Consider the following 25198-nt stretch of genomic DNA (forward strand, 5'->3'; position numbering starts at 1 on the left):
AGATTTGACGTGTTTGGAATGGGATCAAAAGATGTAGGAATTGATTTAGGAACTGCTAACACATTAGTATTTATTAAAAATAAAGGGATTGTTCTGAGAGAACCGTCCGTTGTGGCAAAAAATACGCAAACAGGTGAAATCGTCGCAGTCGGCAACGACGCACGCAATATGATCGGACGTACACCGGGCTCGATCGTGGCAATCCGCCCGATGCGCGATGGCGTTATCGCGGATTACGATACAACAACTGCAATGATTCAATATTATATGAAGGAAGCGATGAAAAAAGTCGGCGGCTCGATGAAAAAGCCGAACGTCATGATTTGTGTTCCTTTCGGCATCACAAGTGTCGAGCAGCGTGCCATCATCGATGCATCCCGCCAGGCGGGCGCTCGCGAAGCCTTTACGATTGAAGAGCCTTTTGCAGCGGCAATCGGCGCAAGCCTTCCTGTCTGGGAACCTATGGGCAGCATGGTCGTCGATATTGGTGGAGGCACAACGGAAGTTGCGGTCATTTCACTTGGCGGCATCGTGACAAGCGAATCCATCCGTGTGGCTGGTGATGCAATGGACCAGGCCATCACGCAATATATCCGCAAAACGTATAACCTGACAATCGGGGAACGGACGTCTGAAGCCATCAAAATGGAAATTGGCGCAGCACGTGTTACCACTCCAGAAGAAAAAGCTGTCAAAATGGACATCCGTGGGCGCGACCTGTTGACGGGTCTGCCGAAAACGATTGAAATCTCGTCGGAAGAAATTGCTGAAGCATTGAAGGAATCTGTTCTTGCCATTATTGAAGGTGTTAAGAAAACGCTTGAAACGACTCCACCGGAATTGTCGGCGGATGTGATGGAACGCGGAATTGTCCTTACAGGCGGTGGCGCACTTCTGAAAAATCTCGATAAAGTCATTTCGGACGAAACGCAAATGCCGGTCCTGATTGCTGAAAACCCGCTGGATTGCGTGGCGATCGGTACAGGTAAAGCACTTGACAATATTGATCAAATCCGTCGCATGCAATCAACTAAATAAGGAGGATTGCTGCCATGTCTAAGTTCTTTTCGAACAAGCGGCTGATTCTGTTAATGCTCGGGGTAATCCTACTCGTAGCATTAATTTCCTATTCATTGAGGGATCGCGACAATGTTTCCTTTCCTGAACAAATCATCAAAGACACAGTAGGGGCCGGCCAATCCTTATTTTCCGGTCCTGCGCATTTTGTTACTGACATCTTCGACAACGTGGATTCACTTTTAAATACATACAAGGAAAATCAGCATTTAAAAGGCCGCCTCGAAGAATTTGCAGCTGTGCAGGCGGAGGTTACCGACCTTCGTTCTGAAAATGACCAATTAAAAGATGTCGTCGGCAAAGAAGCCGATTTGCGTGGCTACAACCCGATCCAGGCAACCGTTATTGCACGGAACCCGGATCAATGGGAAGAAAAAATTATTTTGAACCAGGGTGTGTCGGACGGTGTTGAAGTGGACATGGCGGTCATGACGGCACGCGGCTTGATTGGCAAAGTGTCATTGGTCACACCCAACACTTCGACCGTCGAGTTGATCTCAACCCAGAATCCGAATTACCGTGTTTCTGCCATGGTGATCGGTGGCGATGAAGGGGTATTCGGGCTGATTGAAGGCTACGATGCTGAGCGCCGCGAGCTGATGTTGAAGCGAATCGATGCACAAATCGAACTCGAAGTTGGCCAGCAAGTCGTTTCGAGTGGCCTCGGTGGGATATTCCCGAAAGGTCTCATCATCGGTGAAATTACCGAGCTTACGATTGACGAATTCGGTTTGACGCAACTGGCTTACGTCAAACCGGCAGCCGACTTCACCCTATTGAACCACGTGATGATCGCGGACCGCGATATGCCGGGCGACGATGAGGAAGATGCTAACGCGGAGGATGAAGAATCATGATCCGCTATCTTCTGCCGCTGATCGCCCTCGTCCTGTTTTTCCTGGAACCTGTTTTTGGCTTATTTTCCCCGTTGCAGTTTGACGGGGATTATTATTATATTGTGCCACGTTTTTTATTGATGTTTCTCATTTTCGTGACGGTCTATTACAACCCGAAACAAGCGATGATATACGGTTTAATCTTCGGCCTCTTGTATGATGTCTTTTTCATTGATATTATTGGGTTATATGCAGTTTTGTATCCGTTGATGTGTCTGATCGCGGGCTATATCGTGAAGTCGGTGCACCGGAATTTATTGGTTGCGACTCTTGCAACCCTTGTGCTGACAGCGTTTTTTGAGTTTGTGCTGTATTTATTCTTTTCATTTATTTCATTGATTTCGATGCCGGTGGATATTTTCCTGACATCGCGCTTACTGCCGACAATGATCGCGAATTCGCTGTTCCTCGTAATGCTGGGCTGGGCGTTTAAATCGGTGATTGTCGCGCGTTTGCTCGAACGGGAAAACAACAAAGCTTTATAAAATGAAAGCGCAGGTGACGTATTTTTGAAAAATCTTGTCTATATAAGAGGAACGAAAGAAGGCCTTGTGCTGCAGCTCGACGACCAGTGCGCCTATATGGACATGCTGAACGAACTGAAAGCCAAGGTTTCGGACCCTGCGCTTGATGGCAGTGCCGAAGTGCAGCTGCATCTCGGTTACCGCTATTGCACGGAAGCCCAATACAAGGAAGTCGTCGCGACCATCCAAAACAACTCGCATCTGCGGGTGTCGAAGATGCGAAGCGAAGTGATTTCCGTCGAAGAAAGCAATAAACGGATCCACGAACGCCAATCCGAAACTTATGTCGGCATTGTCCGTTCAGGGCAGGTAGTGAAAGCTGAAGGGGATCTCGTCGTCGTCGGCGATGTCAATCCGAATGGCCGCGTCGTGGCCGGCGGCAATATCTATGTGCTGGGACGTTTAAAAGGGATTGCCCATGCCGGCGCAAACGGCAACCGCGAAGCGGTCATTGCTGCGTCGTGGCTGGAAGCAACCCATCTTATGATCGACAATTTAATCGAGACAATGACCGATGAACTGTCGGTGCTGTCTGAACAGCCGGAAATGGAATGTGCGTATATACATAGCAACGGCCAGAACATCATCATTGACCGTCTGCAGGAATTGCGATATATCCGGCCGCAAATTTCAACGTTTAAAGGAGGAAGCTAGTGTGGGAGAAGCAATCGTCATAACATCAGGCAAGGGGGGCGTCGGTAAAACGACGACAACCGCCAATCTCGGCACCGCATTGGCTCTTCAAGGGAAAAAAGTATGCCTCATCGACACCGATATCGGGCTGCGCAATCTGGATGTGATCCTGGGCCTCGAAAACCGCATCATCTACGACCTGGTCGATGTGCTCGAAGGCCGCTGCAAAGTTCATCAGGCGCTCGTCAAAGACAAGCGTTTTGATGACATGCTGTATTTATTGCCAGCCGCTCAGACTGTCGACAAAAACGCCATCAACCCGGAACAGATGAAGGCACTCGTGACAGAACTCAAGAAAGATTACGATTTCGTCATCATCGATTGTCCTGCGGGCATCGAGCAGGGCTATAAAAACGCCGTTGCCGGTGCAGATCGCGCCATCGTCGTCACCACGCCTGAAATTTCAGCCGTGCGCGACGCCGACCGCATCATCGGCCTGCTCGAGCTCGAAGAAAACATCGGACCGCCAAAACTCATCATCAACCGCATCCGCCAGCATCTCATGAAGGCAGGCGAAGCGCTTGATATCAATGAAATCACGACTCATCTGTCAATCGACCTGCTCGGCATCGTAGCCGATGACGAAAGTGTCATCTCCAGCTCGAACCGCGGCGAACCCGTCGTCATGAATCCGGCGAATCCCGCTGCCATGGGCTACCGCAACATCGCGCGCCGCCTTCTCGGCGAATCCGTGCCGCTCATGACCATGGACAAACAAAACGCTGGCATGTTCTCGAAGATCAAAGCGATTTTCGCCAAATAAAACTGAATTTCAACCAGAGACCCTCGCAGAGATTTGCGGGGGTTTTTGCGTATTTTTAGCTTTATGGATTGCAGCAAGCTAAGGGCAGACGTCGGGCAAGATATTATGAAAAGGGGTGCGCGTTGGACATTCAATTGTTGAAAGGGATGGTGTTGTTGGACAGGTTGCCGTTGAGGCATCCGGCGAAAGATCAGATTCTGGGCGAATTAAAGCGTTCGCTGGCGGGAGCAGCCGGCGAGCAGCGGACAGCCGAGTTGCTGGAGCGCGAATTGGATCTTGAAGGTGAATTTAAGATTTTTCGGGGCGTGTGGCTGCCATATTTAGACGGTCTTGCTCAAATTGATGTTTTGGTGATACATGCCAATTTCATGTGCGCGCTCGAAGTGAAGAACATGATCGGCGAATTCCATTTCGATTCGCTCAATTTCCAATTTCACCGCATTGTCGACGGGCGCATGGAAGGCATGCGCAACCCGGAATCGCAGCTCCACCGCGCCGTCAAAGCAGCCGAGAAAGTTTTCGGCCGCAAAGTCCACGGCACCATCGTGCTGTCGAGCCGCTCGGGAAAGGTCGCTGTTCCGCCGAAACTGTATCCGGTCATCGCGCTCGATTACCTGCCATTTCATATTGAGAAAATGGCCGATTCAAATGTGTCGTTCGACCTTGAAGATCTTGAGGGTTTGTTGCGGCGCAGCCGCGGGCATTATGACGGTCCTGACCTTTTGAAGAGGCTTAAGCTGACGAGGGATTCTATGGAGGTGGGGTGAGGTGTTTGGGGTGCCGGCAACGAAAAATTGAGTGGTCTAGACTTAGATGGCGTTGCGAAAATTGTGGATTGGTGTCATCGGATGCTCACGAGTTTGCTTTGCAGGAGTATGCTGTATTATTTGGCAATGAAATTACTACTGAATTTGCGTATTCCTGGCTGGGAGTGAAAGATAAGTATACATTGTATCGAATGCTGGAAAAATCAACCATAAAAATAAATAACCGCGGTAAACGCAGGATTATTGAAAAAAATCACCTTTTAATTGATTATTTCAAGACGATTTATTCCTAAACGCACCCCAAACGGTTTGACCCGCACTCCAAACGAGTTAAGCCGCACCCCAACACGATCAAGCCGCACCCCAGAGCATTCAAGCCGCACCTCAATAAAAAATATGTATAATATTTCCATCTAGAAGACGCTCACTAAGACTCTCAACAGAACGTCCAAGCAGAACTTTCACAAACAATCCATATCTAAAACAACACCAATCCCAATCGATTCAACAATATCTATTGACGCCACGTGCTTCCGCGTGATATTATTTTAATGTTATGTTTGTAGCGCACCGTGCTACAACCGCTCGAATCGGGTACACAAGCATTCGCAGCAATGTGGATCACCTGGATAGGCGAGTCTTAGTCTAAGAGGAGGTGCAAGGATATGTACGCAATTATTGAAACTGGTGGTAAACAGATCAAAGTTGAAGCGGGTCAGGAGATCTACGTTGAGAAATTGAACGGAGAAGCTGGTGACACATTCACATTTGACAAAGTTCTATTTGTAGGTGGAGATGACGCTAAAGTGGGTGTTCCTTTTGTTGAAGGAGCTACTGTTACAGCTAAAGTTGAAAAACACGGCAAACAGAAAAAAATCACTGTCTTCAAATACAAAGCCAAAAAGAACTACCGTAAAAAACAAGGTCACCGTCAACCATACACAAAATTAACTATTGACGCGATCAACCTGTAAGAATGATTCATGTAAAAATTAAAGAGACGTCAGGACGCATTTCTTCTTTCGAAATGTCGGGCCATGCGGACTTTGCGGAACATGGGCAAGACCTGGTTTGTGCCGGAGCGTCAGCTGTTTCATTTGGAGCAGTGAACGCCATTATGGAACTTACCGGAATCGAACCACAAATTTCGCAGACAGAAAGCGGCTATTTACAAGTCGGTTTTCCGGATGACCTCGACGCGGAAACGGATGGACAGGTGCAACTCCTCGTTCGCGGCATGATTGTTTCATTAAAAACGATTGAACAAGACTATGAAGAATATATTAAAATAACCTTCACAGCTTAGGAGGTGGGACAGAATGTTAAGATTAGATCTTCAGTTTTTCGCATCCAAAAAAGGTGTAGGTTCAACGAGAAACGGACGTGACTCAGAATCTAAACGCCTTGGCGCTAAACGTGCAGACGGCCAAGAAGTTACTGGTGGCTCGATTTTATACCGTCAACGCGGTACTAAAGTTTATCCAGGAGAAAACGTTGGACGTGGCGGAGACGATACACTTTTCGCTAAAATCGACGGCGTTGTGCGCTTTGAGCGTTACGGCCGCGACAAGAAAAAAGTGAGCGTTTATCCAGTAGTTGCACAAGAGGCTTAATAAAACGAAAAGGGCTGCTTTTGCAGTCCTTTTTCTTTTTCAGGAATTCCACGCATAAACTTGGTATACTGAAACCACAAGAAAGTTTAGGACGTGAACAAGATGGAGAATCCGGTTACGGTGGCACAAGCGCTTCGGCATGCGCGCCACGATTTCTTGAATGAGCTTCAATTAATTCAAATGAAACTTGATCTTGGGCGTGGGCAGGAAGTGCAATCGATTATTCGATCGTATGCCGAAGCGGCGGTGCAGCTGAACAGGCTGTCAGCTCTTGGGATGCCGGCGACTGAAAACTGGCTGCTGACGGCAGAATGGCGTTTTCCGGAATTCCGTTTTCAATTGGCCTGTCTTGCTGAAACAGGCGCAGGTACAAAAGATGCGGCATTCGCCCAGTGGCTCGAACGTTTTTTCAACGGCCTCGAACCGCAAATGGATGCTGCGGCAGAGTCAAGCTGCCGAACGGAGTTAACCGAACAGCAATCCGTTTTTGAAATCGGATTGGCATTGACCGGACACTGGCACGATATGGAATTGCCGGAGGTCCCGGGTTTATTGGCACGGAAAGAAATTGCAGCAGGCAATACGAAAATTATTGTCAGCGCAAAGATGGAGGGATAATATGTTTGTCGATCACGTAAAAGTTTATGTTAGAGGTGGCGACGGCGGGGATGGCATGGTAGCATTCCGCCGCGAGAAATATGTACCGAACGGCGGACCAGCCGGCGGTGACGGTGGTAAGGGCGCGAATATCGTCTTTATCGTACAAGAAGGATTGCGTACGCTGATGGATTTCCGTTACAAACGGATTTTTAAAGCTGACCGCGGAACACACGGCATGAGCGCCAATAAACACGGTGCGAAAGCGGAAGATTATATCATCGAAGTTCCACCGGGTACAGTGGTAAAAGATGCTGAAACCGGTGAAACGATTGCTGATTTGGTGGAACACGGCCAAACAGCGGTTATCGCTAAAGGCGGACGTGGCGGACGCGGCAACTCACGTTTCGCGACGCCAGCCAACCCGGCTCCTGAGCTTTCCGAAAAAGGCGAGCCAGGCTTTGAGCGCAACGTCATTCTTGAATTGAAAGTTTTGGCTGATGCCGGACTTGTCGGATTCCCGAGTGTCGGAAAATCGACGCTGCTGTCAGTTGTGTCAGCCGCGAAACCAAAAATTGCAGAATATCATTTCACGACGATCGTGCCGAATCTCGGTATGGTTGAAACGGAAGATCAGCGCAGTTTCGCCATGGCAGATTTGCCTGGTTTGATCGAAGGCGCACATCAGGGAATCGGCCTTGGCCATCAATTCCTGCGTCACATCGAACGGACACGCGTCATCATCCATGTGGTCGATATGTCCGCCATGGAAGGCCGCGATCCGTATGAAGATTATGTCACCATCAATGAAGAATTGAAACAATACAATATGCGTTTGACGGAACGTCCGCAATTGATCGTTGCGAACAAAATGGATATGCCGGATTCGGAAGAAAATCTGAAAGAATTCCGCAAGAAATTGCCGGAAGATGCAAAGATTTTCCCGGTATCGGCGTTAAGCCGCCAGGGTCTGAGCAATCTGCTGTTCGCAATTGCTGATCTATTGGAAGTCACTTCAGAATTCCCGATGTTCGAAGATGAAACGGACGAGTCTGAAAGCTCGGTTCTTTACAAGCACGAATCGGACAGCGACGGGTTCTCCATTTCACGTGATCCGGACGGTGCTTATGTTATCACCGGATATGCGATTGAGCGTATGTTCAAAATGACCGATTTCTCGCGTGAAGATTCGATTCGCCGATTTGCCCGTCAAATGCGCGGCATGGGAATTGATGATGCCTTGCGTGAAAAAGGTGCGGAAGACGGCGACACTGTTCGCCTGTTGGAATTTGAATTCGAATTTACTGAATAAATGTGGAGGGGACTTGGATGAAGGATATTTCAGAACAGCGGTATTTTCTGGTGCGCGAAGATGTGCTGACAGAAGCGATGCAAAAAACGCTGGAAGTCAAAAAGATGCTGCAGCGCGACAATATTTCAATTTTGGACGCTGTGGATAAGACGGGTCTTTCCCGTTCCGCTTTCTATAAATACCGGGACGCTGTTTTTCCTTTTCATTCCATCGTCAAAGAACGGATCCTGACGGTTTTCCTGCAATTGGAAGACCGCTCGGGTACGCTTGCCACATTGCTTCAAACGGTTGCCGAATCCCGGTGCAATATCCTGACGATCCATCAGACGATTCCCATCCAGGGGCGTGCCAATGTCACGCTGTCGTTGGATGTGACGGCAATGGATCAGGATTTGGATGTCTTTTTGCAGCAACTGAAAAAGCTCGATTTTGTCGAGTCAGCTGATGTGGTTTCAAGCGGTTCATTATAATATAGGAGTGGTTTGATGGCAGAGCAAGGGACGAAAAAACGAATTTCCTTTTTGGGTCCGGACGCATCGTTCACCCATTTGGCGGCGGCAAAAGCGTTTCCGGACGGCGAGCTGATCGCTTATACGACAATTCCGGAATGCATCGAAGCGGTTGCAGAAAATCGGGTCGATTATGCGGTTGTGCCTCTGGAAAATGCGCTGGAAGGCTCGGTGCCGTTGACGATCGATTATCTGTTCCATGAAGTGCAGCTGTATGTGACGGCGGAAGTGCTGTCACCGATCGAGCAGCATTTGATGGTGCATCCGGATAATTTGGATTCTGACGGCTTCGAAGCGATTTATTCGCATCCGCATGCTTTGGCGCAATGCCATAAATTCCTTTATTATACGTATAAAAATACACCGCTTGAGCAATACAGCTCGACGTCGGCCGCGGCCAAAATGGTCAGCGAGCTGCCGGAGCGCAATATTGCAGCGATTGGCAATGAATTCTCAGCCCAGAAATACGGCTTGAGCATTGTCCACCGCGAAATTCACGATTTCCATTTTAACCACACGCGTTTTTTCGTGCTGTCGAAAACGAATCATCAATTGCCGAATCCTGCCCATAGCGAGCAGGTGAAAACGACACTGATGATTTCGCCGCCGAAAGACGACCGTTCGGGTGTGCTTCATCAGGTGCTGTCCGTGTTCGCATGGCGCCAGCTCAATTTGAGTAAAATCGAATCGCGGCCGCTGAAAACAGGACTCGGCAATTATTTCTTCATCGCCGATATTCTGGATGATGAAATGTCGCCGATGATGCAGGGTGCCTACCTGGAACTTGCGGCGATCGGCTGCACGGTGAAAACCTTGGGCTCCTATTATACGTACGAATAAAACAGAAAAGCTCCGCGGCCAATTGGCTGCGGAGCTTTTTTCGTATTCATTCACTTATTCACTTTCATCCAACAAGTATCCAGCAGCACGCATATCATTCATCGCCTGTTCCAAAATCGCCACGTTCGGCGCGGTGATGGTGTGCAGGTGCAAGCCGCCGGTAAGTTCGAGCAGGTAGCTCGCGCCGGTGTCACGGACGCGCTGCATGAACATGTCAACATCGCGGCGCGACGACACGTGGATGCCGGCTGTCAGTTCGCCGTAGACCGGATGCTCGATGGTCACGTCTTTAACCGTGGCCCCCGCATCGACGAGCACGTATAATTCGTTTTGGGTATCTTCGGGTTTATGGAAACACGCCAGCACACGGTACAGATCGTCGTCGCCGGTTTCGCGCATATAAAGATAACCCTGGCTCGTCGCGATGATCGGTTCGCCTTTCGCTTTCAGCAGAGTCATGTCACCGACGATCACCTGGCGCGACACGCCGGCGATCGAAGCCAGTTCGCCGCCTTTCAATGGAAGGGTCGTTTCCTTCAATTTGTCCAGCAGCATTTGGCGCCGTTGTTCTCCGAGAATTTTCTTCATGAGGATCCCCCGATTCATTTCGTCATGAATTCATTTTAACACGGGGCAATTGCCAGCGGGTTTATTTCGTCTAAAGACAGCAAATATGCTATAATCATAGAGTTGAATTGAAGGGGAGAATTACTATGTACGATTACATAAAAGGGCGGGTTACGCGAGTGACGCCTGAATATTTAGTGATAGAGCAGCAGGGCATCGGTTGGCAGATTTTTGCGCCGAACCCGTATTCGTTCGGAACGGACGAGCTGCAGGTATTTCTGCATCACCATGTGCGCGAAGACGCGCAGCTGTTGTTCGGCTTTCCGACACTTGAGCAGCGCGAACTTTTCCGTAAGCTGATTTCGGTATCCGGTATCGGTCCGAAAGGCGCGCTTGCGATCCTGGCGAGCGGCCAGCCGCAGCACGTCATCGAAGCGATTGAGCGGGAAGACGAATCTTTCCTCGTCAAATTCCCAGGCGTTGGCAAGAAAACGGCGCGCCAGATGATCCTGGACCTGAAAGGCAAACTGGCGGAATTCTTCGCCGATCCATTTGCAGACCCGGAAGCAACGGGCGGCTTGTTGTCGGCTGATGACAATGAACTCGAGGAAGCGATGCTGGCACTTGGGGCCCTCGGCTATTCCGAGCGCGAAATCAATAAAGTCAAACCGAAGCTCAAGGATCTGGATCTGAACACAGAAGCCTACATGAAGAAGGCGTTGCAGCTTCTTTTGAAGCAGGGTTGATAATTTAGTAGCTGATATTCCGCAAAACAGCTTCGCTTGCCTGGGGGCTCGCGCTGAGCTAACTCGGTCTCGTTTCACTTCGTCCGAGTGGATCTCAGCACTTCGCTTGGTCCCCATGGCGTCTTCGCTGTTTTGCTCCATATCTCAGATACTCACTCAGTCAATGCTAATATCTCAGCGCCGGCGCGACTTAGGAGCAGGCGAATGCCGACCGGAGCAATAAGACGAGTGGTCTTCTCGGCTTATTGTGGGAGGCTTGTCCGAAGCGCCGAAGCGACATTTAAATTTTAATTTTTATATAGTATTTATTATAAGAAACACAAATAAAAAGGAGGTGCAGACCATGGAAGAACGGGTGATAGGAAGCGAGATTTCCGAGTTTGATGAGCGTTTTGAGCAATCGTTGCGCCCGCAATATCTGGCCCAGTATATCGGGCAGCAGAAAGTGAAGCATAATCTTGAAATCTTCATCGAAGCGGCGAAAATGCGCGAAGAAAGCCTGGACCATGTGCTGCTCTATGGGCCTCCGGGACTCGGCAAAACGACGCTGGCATCCGTCATCGCCAACGAAATGGAAGTTGGCGTAAAAATGACCAGTGGCCCGGCGATTGAACGTCCGGGTGATTTGGCGGCGATCGTGTCGTCACTCGAACCGGGTGATGTGCTGTTCATCGATGAGATCCACCGTCTGAACCGGTCGATTGAAGAAGTGCTGTATCCGGCGATGGAAGATTTTTGCCTCGATATCGTGGTCGGCAAAGGACCGACGGCGCGTTCTGTGCGCCTCGACTTGCCGCCGTTCACATTGATCGGTGCGACGACACGCGCCGGTGCCTTGTCAGCGCCACTGCGCGACCGTTTCGGCGTGCTCGCGCGGCTGGATTATTACGACACTGAAGCATTGACGGAAATCGTCGTCCGCAGCTCGAAACTGTTCGAAGCGGATATCGACCCGAATGCGGCGGTTGAAATCGCCCGCCGTTCCCGCGGCACTCCGCGTATCGCGAACCGGTTATTAAAACGGGTGCGTGATTATGCGATGGTGCGCGGCACCGGATCGATCACGATAGATATGGCGGATCAGGCTTTGGAGATGCTGCAGGTCGATCCGCTCGGCCTCGACCATATCGACCATAAATTGATTACGGGGATGATTTCGCGGTTCCGCGGCGGACCCGTCGGACTCGATACGATTGCGGCAAGCATCGGGGAAGAGTCGACAACGATTGAAGACGTCTATGAACCGTATTTATTGCAAATTGGCTTTATCCAACGGACGCCAAGAGGGCGCACCGTTACTGCCACAGCCTATGAACATTTTAAATTGGAGATGCCTGAATGACGAAACTTACACAACCAACCAATCTAATGAATGTAAATGACTTTGACTTCCAATTGCCGGAAGAATTGATTGCCCAAACGCCGTTGCTTGACCGGACGTCGAGCCGGCTGTTGGTCATGAATAAAGAAAGCGGCAGGACCGACCATAAACATTTCCGTGACATCATCGATTACCTGCACGAAGGCGACACACTCGTTTTGAACGATACGCGTGTTTTACCGGCGCGCCTGATGGGCGTCAAGGAAGATACCGGAGCGAACATCGAAGTGCTGCTGCTGAAGCAAATCGAAGACGATGTGTGGGAAACGCTGGTGAAACCCGCGAAGAAAGTGAAAGTCGGCACCGTCGTTTCGTTCGGTGAAGGCTTGCTGCGAGCTGAATGCACGGGCATACTCGACCACGGCGGACGCCATTTCAAGATGATTTATGACGGGATTTTTTACGAAATCCTGGATCAGCTTGGTGAAATGCCGCTGCCGCCCTATATCCGTGAGAAACTGGAAGATCAGGACCGCTACCAGACGGTTTTCGCGAAAGAGCGCGGCAGTGCGGCGGCACCGACTGCCGGCCTTCATTTTACCGATGAGTTATTGAAGGAAATTGAAGGCAAAGGCGTCAACATCGCCTTTATTACTTTGCATGTCGGGCTTGGCACATTTCGTCCGGTGTCGGTCGAATCGATCGAAGACCACGAAATGCACGCTGAATTCTATCGCATCAACGCAGAAACGGCCCAGTTGATCAACGACACGAAATCCCGTGGCGGCCGCGTCATCTCGGTCGGCACCACCTCGACCCGGACGCTCGAATCCGTAGCCAATAAATTCGGCGGCGAGCTACAAGAAGACAGCGGCTGGACGGATATTTTCATTTTCCCCGGCTATGAATTCCAGGCGATTGACGGGCTTATCACGAATTTCCATTTGCCGAAATCGACGCTGGTGATGCTGGTCAGCGCGCTGTCAAACCGTGACCATATTTTGAACGCCTATAACGAAGCAGTAAATGAACGCTACCGGTTCTTCAGTTTTGGAGATGCGATGTTCATTGAACCACAGAAAAAGGAGACTCACCATGACTGAAGCAGTCCGTTACGAACACATCAAAACATGCAAACAGACCGGCGCGCGCCTAGGGATCGTCCATACGCCGCACGGCTCATTTGAAACTCCGGCGTTTATGCCGGTCGGCACACAGGCAACCGTCAAAACGATGTCGCCGGAAGAATTGAAAGCGATGAATGCCGGCATTATTCTCAGCAACACCTATCACCTGTGGCTGCGCCCAGGTAATGACGTCATCAAAGAAGCAGGCGGCCTTCATAAATTCATGAACTGGGATCGTCCGATTCTGACGGATTCCGGCGGTTTTCAAGTATTTTCATTGAGTGAATTCCGCAACATCAAAGAAGAAGGCGTTCATTTCCGCAACCATATGAACGGCGACAAATTGTTCCTGAGCCCGGAAAAGGCGATGGAAATCCAGAACGATCTGGGTTCTGACATCATGATGGCGTTTGACGAATGCCCACCGTACCCGGCAACACATGAATACATGAAATCCAGCGTCGAACGCACATCGCGCTGGGCAGAACGCTGCCTCGAGGCGCATGCGCGCAAAGATGTGCAGGGCTTGTTCGGCATTATCCAAGGCGGCGAATACGAAGATTTGCGCAAACAAAGCGCGCGTGACCTCGTGTCGCTCGATTTCCCGGGTTACGCAATCGGCGGATTGTCCGTCGGTGAACCGAAAGACGTCATGAACCGTGCGCTTGAATTCACGACGCCATTGATGCCGACGAATAAGCCGCGTTACCTGATGGGCGTCGGGTCACCCGATTCCTTGATTGACGGCTCGATCCGCGGCATTGATATGTTCGATTGTGTCTTGCCGACGCGCATTGCACGCAATGGCACATTGATGACCAGCACCGGCCGTTTGAACATTAAAAATGCCGCTTTCAAACGTGATTTCAATCCAATCGACGAAAAATGTGATTGCTATACATGCAAAAATTACACGCGTGCGTATGTCCATCACTTGATTCGTGCAGATGAAACGTTCGGAATTCGACTTACCAGTTATCATAATCTGCAATTTCTGTTAAACTTAATGGAACAGGTGCGCCAAGCGATTCGTGAGGACCGCCTGGGAGATTTCCGCGAAGAATTTTTTGAGGCTTATGGCTTCAATAAACCAAACGCAAAGAATTTCTAAAAGCATAGATAGAGAGTGAAAGGGGGAATATGAATAATGGAAACTTTAATCGCGTTATCACCTTTACTTTTAATGTTTGTTTTGATGTGGTTCTTTATTATCCGCCCGGCGCAGAAACGCCAGAAATCGACGAAGAACATGCAGTCTGAGCTAAGACGTGGAGATCGTGTTGTAACGATCGGGGGTCTTCACGGCACGGTTGACGCTGTGGATGATGCTACGATTTACATCACAGTTGCAGACGGTACTCGTATGCAATTCGAACGCCAGGCAATCGCCCGCGTTGTGGATTCAGCGAAAACAACAGTCTAAAAAATCTTCGCCTTCGAACTGAAGGCGATTTTTTTTACAGATAATTCACTAATTGTTCAAACAAATTTTTTTTAATAAATTGAAAATAAACAATAATTATAGCCCACTTCGGTGCTTAAAGAATTGCTTAGATATGGAGCAAAACAGCGAAGACGCCCAGGGGGCCAAGCGAAGTGCTGAGATCCACTCGGGCGAAGTGAAACGAGACCGAGTTAGCTCAGCGCGAGCCCCCAGGCAAGCGAAGCTGTTTTGCGGAATATCGTTACTATCATTTATTGCATTCATATTATAAAATCAAACCAAAGCTAAGAGGGTAATAATATGCCAAAATATACCGAGCAATATGACGTCGTCTTGCCATTTTTGGAAAGTAAATGTGAGGAATTCCGCCACTATGATTACGATACATCTACACCGGAAAACATCTGGCAATTTCTCATTAAGAAAAAATGGCGCAAAAGAGAAATCGGCGATATGCCGCTGCATGAAATGGTCAATGAAATAATGGAGATGCGGGCTTCGGAATTTGTGGCTTATCATCAAATCGAAGGTTTTAAAGGGGATAATTGGTTTTCTGCAGGAAATTCCGACGACCTCGAGCAGTTGCTGCGTCCGAACCCCAAAAAGACAAAATGAGTTTGACACGTTCTTAAGGGTGTTTCATAATGAAGTTGCTGCGTTTTAGATAATGAGGGGGAACTATACATATGAAAGCAAGAGGTCGTATAATAGCCTTTTTCTTACTGGTCATCGTACTTTTAGGAATGGTTGGCACCACAAGTTTACCAATAGCGAAAGACATTAAATTGGGCTTGGATCTTCAAGGCGGTTTTGAAGTTCTGTATGAAGTGACGCCGCTCAATGGCGGACCGGAAATTAACAATGACGTACTGTCAGATACGACAGATGCATTGATGAACCGGATCAACGTGCTCGGCGTCAGTGAACCGGTCATCCAAATTGAAGGAGAAGACCGCATACGGGTTCAGCTGGCTGGTATCGAAGACCAGTCGCAAGCCCGTGAATTATTGTCGACGGAAGCAAATCTGACTTTCCGTGATGCAGATGATAGTCTGCTGTTGGATGGTTCCGACCTTGTCGAAGGCGGGGCTTCCGGTACTTTCGGTGAAACTGGGGCACCAATCGTGTCGCTTGAATTGAGAGATCCCGGCAAATTCGCAGAAATTACCGGCGAAATCATGCAACGCCCTCAAGGTGAAAACGTACTGGTCATCTGGCTGGATTTTGAAGAAGGCGTAGATTCCTATGAGGAGGAACGTCTGGAAGCGGATCCGAAATTCGTTTCTGCTCCAAGCGTCACTCAACGCATCAATTCACCAAATGTCCAAATCACAGGTGTATTTTCTGTTGAAGAAACACAGACTTTTGCCGGTATCCTGAATGCGGGAGCTTTGCCGGTTGCATTGGAAGAAATCTATTCGACTTCTGTCGGCGCCCAGTTCGGTGAAGAAGCATTGGATAAAACGACCTTTGCCGCTGCAATCGGCATCGGCTTGGTACTCCTGTTCATGCTGGTTTTCTACCGCTTCCCGGGGGTTATCGCATTCATCACTCTGGCTGTTTACGTTTACCTGATCCTGGTGATTTTCGTTTGGATCGGCGGCGTTCTGACATTGCCGGGTATCGCAGCGATCATGCTCGGTGTGGGTATGGCAGTTGATGCCAATATCATCACTTACGAGCGGATTCGCGAAGAAATGCGAACAGGCAAATCGGTGAAAGATTCATTCCGCATCGGCGCACGTTCATCGTTCTCGGCAATTATTGATGCCAACGTGACGACGCTGCTGGCGGCTGCTGTGCTGTTCTATTTCGGCACCAGTTCCGTAAAAGGGTTTGCCACGTTATTGATCATTTCAATTCTTTCCAGCTTCATTACTGCAGTTTGGGGCTCGCGTTTGCTGCTCGGCCTATGGGTCCACAGCGGTTTCCTCGACAAAAAACATGGCTGGTTTGGCTTGAAACCCGATAAGATCCACAAGCTTTCCGAAGAAAAAGAAATTACCGATTTAACAACACCGTTCGACCGGTTTAATTTTGCCGGGAACCGCAATAAATTCTTTGCCGCTTCACTGGCATTGATTGCAGCGGGAGCGATTGTGCTCGGGATGTTCCAGTTGAATCTCGGCATTGATTTCTCCGCCGGTACACGGGTTGAAGTGACTTCCGATTCTGCATTGACGCAAGCCGAAATGGAAGAGTTCTTGGAAGAAAATGGATTCGCTTCAGATAATGTGGTGATTTCAGGGGATGCTTCCAATATTGGTGTCGCACGTTACACAGAAGATTTCTCGCAGGATGAAATCGAGGAATTAAAACAGGCGGCAATAGACGAATACGGCCAGGAACCAAACGTTTCGACCGTGTCGAACCAGGTCGCCGTTGAGCTCGTCCAAAATGCATTGTATGCATTGGCAATTGCCGCTGTCGGCATCATCATCTATGTGGCGTTCCGTTTCGAATGGCGCATGGGGGTCGCATCGATTGTTGCATTGATTCACGATACGTTCTTTATCGTAGCGATATTCAGTCTGCTGCGACTCGAAGTGGATATCACCTTCATCGCGGCCGTGCTGACGATTGTCGGTTATTCGATCAACGATACGATCGTCACGTTCGACCGAATCCGTGAAAACATGAGACGGATGAAGAAAATTGACACGGTTGAGCAATTGGAGAAGGTCGTCAATGTTTCCTTGCGCCAAACGCTTGTCCGTTCAGTCAATACAGTCATGACGGTGCTGCTGGTAGTTGTCGCACTACTGATTTTCGGCGCACCATCCATCACTAACTTCTCGATTGCGCTATTGATCGGATTAATCGCCGGAACTTATTCTTCCATCTTCATTGCAGCGCAGCTGTGGCTTGTGCTGAAGAAGAAGGAATTGAACAAAAAAGGGCCGATCGATATCGAGAAAAAAGAACAGGAATCCAAATGGGGTTCTGATGAGCCTGTCGTTTAAAAGTTTAATAGTTTATAAAAGAAATGGAACAGGGTATAGTAAATATGACCTTGTTCCATTTTTTTCAATTAAAGAAAGGAGTTGTTCAGTTTGAAAACGCAATGGCTATTATTGGTTGGACTTGTCTTTGCCATCATCATCGCTGTTTTTTCCGTAGTCAATGTGGATGAGGTGCCAGTCAATTATGTGTTTGGTGAAGCGGAATTTCCGCTGATTCTCGTCATTCTGGCTGCCGCACTTCTCGGAGCCTTGATGAGCGGAGTCGTTGCTCTTGCACGCGGCTATACGCTGCAGCATAAAGTTAAAGCGCTGCAGAAAGAAATGGCTGTCAAAGAATCGTTGATTGCCACACAGCAAAATGAAATCGCCGAATACCAGAAAGCGGGTGTCGTGCCGGATGCACAAGTTGTCACCAGCAAAGAAAAAACCGCTGACGCTCGTCCGGAAACTTACGGTGAAGACACACGCAACTCGCAGTAAACAAGAAACCTTTCGGCAAATGTGCCGAAAGGTTTTTGTCTGCCGTGATTTCTTGTATAATAGAGCGGTGAGGAAGTGACTGTTAATGATAGAATCCAAAAAAAGATGGCGTTTGACAGAGCCCGATGAGCAGGCAGTCCGGGACATTCAGCAGGAATTATCCCTGTCTTCCGTACTGGCGAAGATCCTCGTAACGCGGGGCATCGCGACAGCGGAAGAAGCCCGCGCATTCATGGCGACGGACGCTGCTGCCATACATAATCCATTTTTGATGAAAGATATGGACATCGCTGTGGAGCGCATCCGCAGAGCTGTCGAAACGCAGGAGAAAATTGTCGTCTACGGCGATTATGACGCGGATGGTGTCACGAGCACCGCCGTCATGATGACCGTTTTGCAGGATCTGGGAGCGGATGTTTCATTCATGATCCCAAACCGTTTTAAACATGGCTACGGCCCGAATAAAGAATTGTTCCAACAGGCCCATGACAACGGCGCAAAACTGATCATCACGGTCGATAACGGCATTTCCGGCGTTGAACCCGTCGATTTTGCGGTCGGTCTGGGCATGGACGTCATCATCAGCGATCACCACGATATCGGCGACACCCTGCCGAACGCGCTGGCGATCATCCACCCGCGCCATCCGGAAGGCGAGTATCCATTCGGTGAACTCGCGGGCGTTGGCGTGGCCTTTAAAATGGCCCACGCGCTTTATGAAGAAATGCCGGATCATCTGCTGGAACTTGTGGCAATCGGAACCATTGCGGATCTCGTGCCGATGCACGGCGAAAACCGCATTTTTGTCAAAGAAGGGCTGCAGGCGCTGCGCGATTCACCGCGCCCTGCAATCGAAGCGCTGGCAGAAGTGGCAGGCGTCAAACAATCCGACATCAATGAAGAAACGATCGGCTTCATGTTCGGTCCGCGCATTAACGCAATCGGTCGCCTACAGGACGCAGACCCGGCCGTGACAATGCTGCTGACGGAAGATCCAGCAGAAGCGCGTTCCCTCGCCGACGGTCTTGATGCACTGAATAAAGAGCGCCAGTCAATCGTCAAGCAAATCGCGGAAGAAGCGACTACGCAAGTGGAAGCAGCGTATCCGGACGGCCCGCCGCACGTCATCATTGTCGAGCAGGAAGGCTGGAACCCGGGAGTCGTCGGGATTGTGGCTTCAAAACTGGTCGAGAAATATTACCGCCCGACGATCGTATTGTCGTTGGATCCGGAAACGGGCAAAGCGAAAGGCTCGGCGCGCAGCATCGAAGGCTTTCATTTGTATAACGAACTGGCGGAAAATCGCGACATCCTGCCGGCATTCGGGGGACACCCGATGGCTGCCGGCATGACGCTGGAAGCAGCAGATGTTGCGGAACTTCGGACGCGGTTGAACAAACAGGCGGAAGCGAGTCTGTCGGCCGAAGACCTCATGCCGGTCGTCAATATCGACATCCCGGTCGAGCTGGAAGAAATCGATACCGAAACAATCGAATCGATGCGCTATCTGGCACCATTCGGCATGGGCTTTGCCAAGCCGAAGTTTTACATCAAAGGCGTCAAAGTGGCATCCATCCGCAAAATCGGCGCCGCGCAGAATCATTTGAAAGTGGAGCTTGCCTCCAGTGGCTCAACGCTCGATGCCGTCGGGTTCGGCATCGGTGAAATCGGCGATCAATTGACGCCGGATGTCTTGATAGATGTGATCGGCGACTTGCAGATCAATGAATGGAACGGTCGCAAAAAAGCGCAATTATTGATAGAAGATATCCGCACGGACCAATGGCAATTATTCGATATCCGCGGCATCCGCCAGGTATCCCGCTGGTCGAAAATGATTCCGGAGCGGGATCAGGTTTATCTGGCATTCAATACGGAAACGGTGGCGGTTTTCAAAACGCTGATCGAGCATCCGATCCACACTCCGGACAATATCGCTGCGTTTGAGAGTTCCAAGCATCACTTGGTCCTACTGGATCTGCCTGAATCGGAAGAACAGTTGGAAGCCGTGCTGAAGAACCTTAACCCGAAACGGATTTACGCGCATTTTTATGCCAAGGAATCGCAGTATTTCGAGCAGATTCCGACGCGCGACCAATTCAAATGGCTGTTCGCTTTTATTAAGAAACGCGGCACTTTTGATTTCAAGAAACATAGCGATGAACTCGCGAAACATAAAGGCTGGACCCGGGATTCATTATTTTTCATGTTGCAGGTGTTTTTTGAACTCGGTTTTGTTACACTTAACAATGGACTTACTGAGATTGCAGAAACTCCAGGCAAACGTGATTTGGCTGACGCGCCAAGCTACAAGAAACGCGAGCAGCAAATTGCACTGGAACAGAAACTTTTGTATGCGTCTTATCGAGACTTAAAAGAGTGGTTCGATGCGAAAGTGTCTGCCAAGGAGGAACAGGTATGGATTTAAAACAGTATATTACGATTGTTGAAGATTGGCCGAAACCAGGCATCCGTTTCAAGGATATTACTTCTTTGATGGATGATGGTGCAGCCTATAAATACGCTACGGACCAAATTGTTGAATACGCGAAACAAGTCGAGGCAGATATCATCGTCGGCCCTGAAGCCCGCGGATTCATCATCGGTTGTCCGGTGGCTTACGCGCTTGGACTCGGTTTTGCCCCTGTCCGCAAGGAAGGCAAATTGCCCCGCGAAGTGATTCGTGCGGAATACGGCCTTGAATACGGCAAAGACGTTTTGACGATGCACAATGATGCCATCAAACCGGGGCAGCGCGTGCTGATCACCGACGATCTTCTGGCAACCGGCGGAACGATCGAAGCAACGATCAATCTAGTCGAACAGCTGGGCGGAATCGTTGTCGGCTGTGCATTCCTGATCGAATTGACTTATTTGGACGGCCGCGACAAGCTAAATGGCTACGAAGTCCGTACCCTTTTGCAATATTAATGAAAGATGGAGACAGCCCGAGGCGCATTTTGCGTTTCGGGCTGTTTTTTTGTGTTGAATTGAAAATGAATGATTTACCCTTCAACGGGTATGTATTTAAAAAGAAAAAAGTAAGAGGTGTTCGCATGTTTAAATGGGACAACAATCATCATCCGATAAATAATAGCCGGCTGATCGATATGCTGCTAGGGTCCGGCGGCAGGCTGGAAGAAATCACGCGGGAGACGCAGCGGGTATTCAACGAGATCAGAAAACCGGTCGAGGCGGGTCCTGAAAAAACGCGCCGGACAATAAAGGAAGGGATCTGGTCGCCAATTTCCACGAAATTCACAGCCCCGGACAACAAGAATATCGGCTTTGAAGTGGAAGATGATAACATTTTCCCGAATTGGAAAAAAGAATTGGATCGCGAATATGCCAGGCTGAAAGAGCTCAATACAACGGCCGTGTCGGTCACCGATTTCGGCGCGCGCGGAGACGGCCGCACAGATTCGACGGCAGCTTTCACAAAAGCGTTCGGCAGCGGCGGCAATGTGGTCTTTGTGCCGGAAGGAGTCTACGTCGTCAGAGGATTGAAGCTGCCGTCCTGGACGCGGCTGATCGGAGCGGGCACGGGGAAAACGATCATCAGGCTGCATGAAAAAGCGCCAAAGCGCCGGACGCTCCTCGCCAATCGGAACCCCTTTAAAGGCAACAGCCATATTTCGGTGGAGGGGCTGACACTTGATTGGAATGTGGAGCGGCTGCCTGTGCACACAAAAACAGCGAGCGGCAATAATCTGTCGAGCTGTTTGACGTTTGCCAAGGTCCGATTCGGCTGGGTGAAAGATGTCGACGCCATCAATCCCGGGCTTCATTGTTTTGATATTTCGTCTTCGTTCTATAGTTATGCGGGGGACGGCACCAAAGCGAAAGGGGGCAGCAGTTTCATCTGGCTCGACCGTGTCACCGGTTCGGGTTTTGGCGACGATGGGGTAACGACGCATCACAGCGACCATATTTTCATCTCGAACAGCCATTTCCGCGATCCGAGCGGCCGTTCGCACAGGGCAGGTTTCGCCAATTCAAACGGGTTTGAAATCGATGACGGCTCGACCAATGTCTGGCTCGCCGATAATTCGAGCAGCCGCTGTTTTGGCGGCGTGGAAATAAAAGCACACGACACATCTTCCGCTGCGTCCGGTGTTCATATCTCGGGCCATCTTTCGGTGAATGACAACCGGGCATTCAATTTCCGCCATATCGGCCACCATCATCCGGGAGACGCAGAATCCCGGTCTGCCTTCAATATCAGCGCGCAAAAGCTGGTGGCCATCCACCCGGTGCGGTCGGAATTGTATCGAAACTCCTCGCCGCGTGCGCTGGTGGTATCCGGTTACCGCAATGTCGCGGTCAATCAGTTTTTATTCGCAGGCGATCCCGGCTACGATTATAAAAATCAGCCGGTGGCGTCCATTCAATTTCGTGCGCAAAATGTGGCATTGGCGAATGGCCACATCCAGGGCTTTGGAAGTTGCTCCACGGATTTGTCGGTGGCCACCGGGCAGAAGAACGTGCGCCATGTGCTCCTCAGAAACATTATTTCCCGAAACTCTTCACCAATGGGGATAGACTGCGGGCAAGACGTTTCCTCCATCAAAATGGAGAATATGATAAGATTGGAATAATAATTTATCTTTTCATTAACCATTTAACATTCCAAATTTACCAGTTACTGTGAGGCGGAAAAACATTTGCGGGGAAATAGTGAACCAAGCTTTACAATTCGCCCTAATGTTTTCTATAATATATAGATATACTTTTCGAAAAAAGAGGAGCAAGGTGGGCAATTATGGCGAAAGATCAAGTAAAAACAGCTGAAGATGTATTTGATACTGTTGCTTCGTATATGAACAAAGAAAACGTTGAAATCATCCGAAGAGCATATCAGGTGGCATATGATGCCCATATGGGACAATTCCGCAAATCCGGGGAACCTTATATTGTCCATCCGGTTCAGGTGGCGGGAATTCTCGCAGAACTGGAAATGGACCCCGCTACAGTGGCAGCGGGCTTTTTGCATGACGTCGTAGAGGATACAGATGTCAGCCGGGAAGATATCGTCCGTGATTTCGACGAGGAAGTCGCGTTGCTGGTCGATGGCGTGACGAAACTCAGCAAAATCAAATACATGTCCAAAGAAGAACAGCAAGCGGAAAATCATCGCAAAATGTTCGTGGCCATGGCACAGGATATCCGCGTCATTTTGATCAAACTGGCTGATCGCCTGCATAATCTCCGCACGTTGAAATACCAGACGGTGGATAAGCAGCGCATCAAGGCAAATGAAACACTGGAAATCTTCGCACCGATTGCCCATCGGCTTGGTATCAATACCATCAAATGGGAACTCGAAGACACCGCTCTCCGTTATTTGAATCCGCAGCAATATTACCGCATCGTCAACTTGATGAAGAAAAAGCGCACCGAGCGTGAAGAATATCTTAATGATGTAATGAATGAAATCCGCGTTCAACTGGAAGATGTTGATATCAAAGCGGATCTATTCGGGCGTCCAAAACATATTTACAGCATCTACAAAAAAATGGCGATGCAAAACAAGCAATTCAACGAAATTTATGATTTATTGGCAGTCCGCATTACGGTTGAAAGCATCAAGGATTGCTACGCGGTGCTGGGCATCATCCATTCCACCTGGAAACCGATGCCGGGCCGTTTCAAAGATTACATCGCGATGCCGAAACAAAATCTTTATCAATCCCTGCATACTACTGTCATCGGGCCGCAGGGCGATCCGCTTGAAGTGCAGATCCGAACAGAAGAAATGCACCGCATCGCTGAATACGGTGTAGCCGCGCATTGGGTTTATAAAGAAGGTAAAACATCAGACAAACCGATCAGCTCCGTCGATTCCCGCCTGTCCTGGTTCCGCGAAATCCTTGATTTCCAGAACGAATCAGACAATGCCGAAGAATTCATGGAGTCGCTTAAATTCGACTTGTTTTCCGATATGGTATACGTGTTCTCGCCAAAAGGCGATGTCATCGAGATGCCATCAGGCTCCTGCCCAATCGATTTTGCTTACCGCGTGCATTCCGAAATCGGCAATAAAACGATCGGCGCCAAAGTGAACGGCAAGATGGTGCCGCTCGATACACAATTGAACACAGGCGATATCGTCGAAATTCTGACGTCCAAACAATCATTCGGCCCAAGCCGTGACTGGCTGAAAATTGCCAAATCCACACAGGCCAAAAATAAAATTCGCCATTTCTTCAAAAAGCAATTGCGCGAAGACAATGTCCAAAAAGGCAAAGAAATGATCGAACGCGAAATCAAAGCACAGGATTTTGTGCCGAAAGAAATTCTGACCAATGAAAACATCAAACGCGTCTGCGAAAAATTCAATTTCGCCGGGGAAGATGATATGTACGCGGCTGTCGGATTCACCGGCATTACCGCACAGCAGGTCGTCAATCGCCTCGCCGAAAAAGAACGGAAAAAACGTGAGCAGCAAGAGGCACTCGAAAAGATCACCGTCGAGATGAAATCGAACCAGCCGCGCAAACAGACCGAATCCGGTGTCATTGTCCGCGGCATCGATAATATGATGATTCGGCTGTCGAAATGCTGCAACCCGGTGCCGGGTGACGCGATCATCGGTTTTATTACCAAAGGCCGCGGCGTTTCCGTCCACCGTGCCGACTGTCCGAACGTCCAGGCGAACGAACACGACCGCCTCATTCCGGTTGAATGGGAAGATGGCGAAACGCCGGACAATAAAGCTTATCAGATCGATATCGAAGTGCAGGCCTATGACCGCACCGGCCTGATCAACGAAGTGATGCATATGGTCAGCGAAACCAAGACGACGATCGTAGCCGTCAGCGGCCGCGCCGACAACAATAAAATTGCGATCATCAATCTGTCGATCATGATTCCGCATATCACCCATCTGAACCGAGTAGTGGAGCGGATCAAGCAGCTGCCGGATGTCTATTCGGTAACACGTGTCACGAATTAAGGAG

At 49.5% G+C, this 25198-nt stretch carries 26 protein-coding genes and 1 other annotated feature; of the genes, 25 read left to right on the forward strand and 1 reads right to left on the reverse strand.

What is annotated here, in order from left to right; all coding sequences use genetic code 11:
* Positions 1–9 precede the first annotated feature (9 nt).
* From DHX103_RS15165 to pheA, 13 genes are all read left to right on the forward strand, one after another.
* Positions 10–1038: a rod shape-determining protein gene (locus DHX103_RS15165; protein ID WP_422123058.1), complete on the forward strand. Its 1029-nt coding sequence runs from the start codon at positions 10–12 to the stop codon at positions 1036–1038.
* Between the two features lie 14 nt (positions 1039–1052).
* Complete coding sequence (mreC, locus tag DHX103_RS15170) at positions 1053–1934, forward strand: rod shape-determining protein MreC (RefSeq protein WP_422123059.1); 882 nt, start codon at positions 1053–1055, stop codon at positions 1932–1934.
* Positions 1931–2458 (forward strand): rod shape-determining protein MreD, encoded by a 528-nt coding sequence (gene mreD, locus DHX103_RS15175; protein ID WP_422123060.1) that lies wholly within the window; start codon positions 1931–1933, stop codon positions 2456–2458. Before mreC ends, mreD begins: the two co-directional genes overlap by 4 nt.
* 24 nt (positions 2459–2482) lie before the next feature.
* Complete coding sequence (gene minC / locus DHX103_RS15180) at positions 2483–3151, forward strand: septum site-determining protein MinC (protein WP_422123061.1); 669 nt, start codon at positions 2483–2485, stop codon at positions 3149–3151.
* Between the two features lies 1 nt (position 3152).
* Complete coding sequence (minD, locus tag DHX103_RS15185) at positions 3153–3953, forward strand: septum site-determining protein MinD (RefSeq protein WP_422123062.1); 801 nt, start codon at positions 3153–3155, stop codon at positions 3951–3953.
* 122 nt (positions 3954–4075) lie between these two features.
* On the forward strand, positions 4076–4720 hold the full coding sequence (locus DHX103_RS15190; RefSeq protein ID WP_422123063.1) for a nuclease-related domain-containing protein: 645 nt from the start codon (positions 4076–4078) through the stop codon (positions 4718–4720).
* A 569-nt stretch (positions 4721–5289) separates the two neighbouring features.
* Positions 5290–5371: a sequence feature (ribosomal protein L21 leader region), on the forward strand.
* Positions 5372–5385: 14 nt separating this feature from the next.
* Positions 5386–5694 (forward strand): 50S ribosomal protein L21, encoded by a 309-nt coding sequence (gene rplU / locus DHX103_RS15195; RefSeq protein ID WP_144839051.1) that lies wholly within the window; start codon positions 5386–5388, stop codon positions 5692–5694.
* 2 nt (positions 5695–5696) lie between these two features.
* Complete coding sequence (locus DHX103_RS15200) at positions 5697–6026, forward strand: ribosomal-processing cysteine protease Prp (protein ID WP_422123064.1); 330 nt, start codon at positions 5697–5699, stop codon at positions 6024–6026.
* A 13-nt stretch (positions 6027–6039) separates the two neighbouring features.
* On the forward strand, positions 6040–6333 hold the full coding sequence (gene rpmA / locus DHX103_RS15205; protein ID WP_422123065.1) for a 50S ribosomal protein L27: 294 nt from the start codon (positions 6040–6042) through the stop codon (positions 6331–6333).
* Positions 6334–6435: 102 nt separating this feature from the next.
* Entirely contained in the window at positions 6436–6951 is a 516-nt protein-coding gene (locus tag DHX103_RS15210; RefSeq protein WP_422123066.1) for a Spo0B domain-containing protein, read from the forward strand.
* Position 6952: 1 nt separating this feature from the next.
* A complete protein-coding gene (gene obgE / locus DHX103_RS15215) occupies positions 6953–8242 on the forward strand; it encodes a GTPase ObgE (RefSeq protein WP_422123067.1) in 1290 nt (429 codons plus the stop codon).
* A 17-nt stretch (positions 8243–8259) separates the two neighbouring features.
* A complete protein-coding gene (locus DHX103_RS15220; RefSeq protein WP_422123068.1) occupies positions 8260–8712 on the forward strand; it encodes an ACT domain-containing protein in 453 nt (150 codons plus the stop codon).
* A gap of 15 nt (positions 8713–8727) precedes the next feature.
* Positions 8728–9591 carry a prephenate dehydratase gene (gene pheA, locus DHX103_RS15225; RefSeq protein WP_422123069.1) on the forward strand — a complete coding sequence of 288 codons (864 nt, stop codon included), beginning with the start codon at positions 8728–8730 and terminating at the stop codon, positions 9589–9591.
* A gap of 54 nt (positions 9592–9645) precedes the next feature.
* On the opposite strand, the gene DHX103_RS15230 is transcribed toward pheA, so the two are convergent.
* Complete coding sequence (locus tag DHX103_RS15230; protein ID WP_422124796.1) at positions 9646–10179, reverse strand: transcription repressor NadR; 534 nt, start codon at positions 10177–10179, stop codon at positions 9646–9648.
* 125 nt (positions 10180–10304) lie between these two features.
* Here DHX103_RS15230 and ruvA point away from each other — a divergent pair, with 125 nt between their 5' ends.
* The 12 genes from ruvA to DHX103_RS15290 all read left to right on the forward strand — a co-directional run bounded on the left by ruvA (position 10305) and on the right by DHX103_RS15290 (position 25194).
* The gene (gene ruvA / locus DHX103_RS15235; RefSeq protein ID WP_422123070.1) at positions 10305–10904 is read left to right on the forward strand and encodes a Holliday junction branch migration protein RuvA; all 600 of its coding nucleotides are present in this window, start codon (positions 10305–10307) and stop codon (positions 10902–10904) included.
* Between the two features lie 343 nt (positions 10905–11247).
* Positions 11248–12246, forward strand: coding sequence for a Holliday junction branch migration DNA helicase RuvB (gene ruvB / locus DHX103_RS15240; RefSeq protein WP_422123071.1), 999 nt, complete (start codon positions 11248–11250; stop codon positions 12244–12246).
* 26 nt (positions 12247–12272) lie between these two features.
* Positions 12273–13328, forward strand: coding sequence for a tRNA preQ1(34) S-adenosylmethionine ribosyltransferase-isomerase QueA (gene queA / locus DHX103_RS15245; RefSeq protein ID WP_422124797.1), 1056 nt, complete (start codon positions 12273–12275; stop codon positions 13326–13328).
* The gene (gene tgt, locus DHX103_RS15250; protein ID WP_422123072.1) at positions 13321–14463 is read left to right on the forward strand and encodes a tRNA guanosine(34) transglycosylase Tgt; all 1143 of its coding nucleotides are present in this window, start codon (positions 13321–13323) and stop codon (positions 14461–14463) included. The genes queA and tgt overlap by 8 nt, the downstream gene beginning before the upstream one ends.
* Before the next feature lie 36 nt (positions 14464–14499).
* A complete protein-coding gene (gene yajC, locus DHX103_RS15255; protein WP_422123073.1) occupies positions 14500–14775 on the forward strand; it encodes a preprotein translocase subunit YajC in 276 nt (91 codons plus the stop codon).
* 321 nt (positions 14776–15096) lie between these two features.
* Positions 15097–15411 carry a post-transcriptional regulator gene (locus tag DHX103_RS15260; RefSeq protein ID WP_422123074.1) on the forward strand — a complete coding sequence of 105 codons (315 nt, stop codon included), beginning with the start codon at positions 15097–15099 and terminating at the stop codon, positions 15409–15411.
* A 71-nt stretch (positions 15412–15482) separates the two neighbouring features.
* Positions 15483–17759: a protein translocase subunit SecDF gene (gene secDF / locus DHX103_RS15265; protein WP_422123075.1), complete on the forward strand. Its 2277-nt coding sequence runs from the start codon at positions 15483–15485 to the stop codon at positions 17757–17759.
* A 90-nt stretch (positions 17760–17849) separates the two neighbouring features.
* Complete coding sequence (locus tag DHX103_RS15270) at positions 17850–18239, forward strand: LapA family protein (RefSeq protein ID WP_422123076.1); 390 nt, start codon at positions 17850–17852, stop codon at positions 18237–18239.
* An 85-nt stretch (positions 18240–18324) separates the two neighbouring features.
* A complete protein-coding gene (recJ, locus tag DHX103_RS15275; protein WP_422123077.1) occupies positions 18325–20667 on the forward strand; it encodes a single-stranded-DNA-specific exonuclease RecJ in 2343 nt (780 codons plus the stop codon).
* Positions 20658–21170 carry an adenine phosphoribosyltransferase gene (locus DHX103_RS15280; protein ID WP_422123078.1) on the forward strand — a complete coding sequence of 171 codons (513 nt, stop codon included), beginning with the start codon at positions 20658–20660 and terminating at the stop codon, positions 21168–21170. The genes recJ and DHX103_RS15280 overlap by 10 nt, the downstream gene beginning before the upstream one ends.
* A gap of 125 nt (positions 21171–21295) precedes the next feature.
* A complete protein-coding gene (locus DHX103_RS15285) occupies positions 21296–22837 on the forward strand; it encodes a glycosyl hydrolase family 28-related protein (protein ID WP_422123079.1) in 1542 nt (513 codons plus the stop codon).
* A gap of 164 nt (positions 22838–23001) precedes the next feature.
* Positions 23002–25194 (forward strand): RelA/SpoT family protein, encoded by a 2193-nt coding sequence (locus DHX103_RS15290; protein WP_422123080.1) that lies wholly within the window; start codon positions 23002–23004, stop codon positions 25192–25194.
* The last annotated feature ends 4 nt before the right edge of the window (positions 25195–25198 follow it).

The sequence above is a fragment of the Planococcus daihaiensis genome (genome assembly GCF_049262615.1).
Lineage (GTDB): Bacteria > Bacillota > Bacilli > Bacillales_A > Planococcaceae > Planococcus.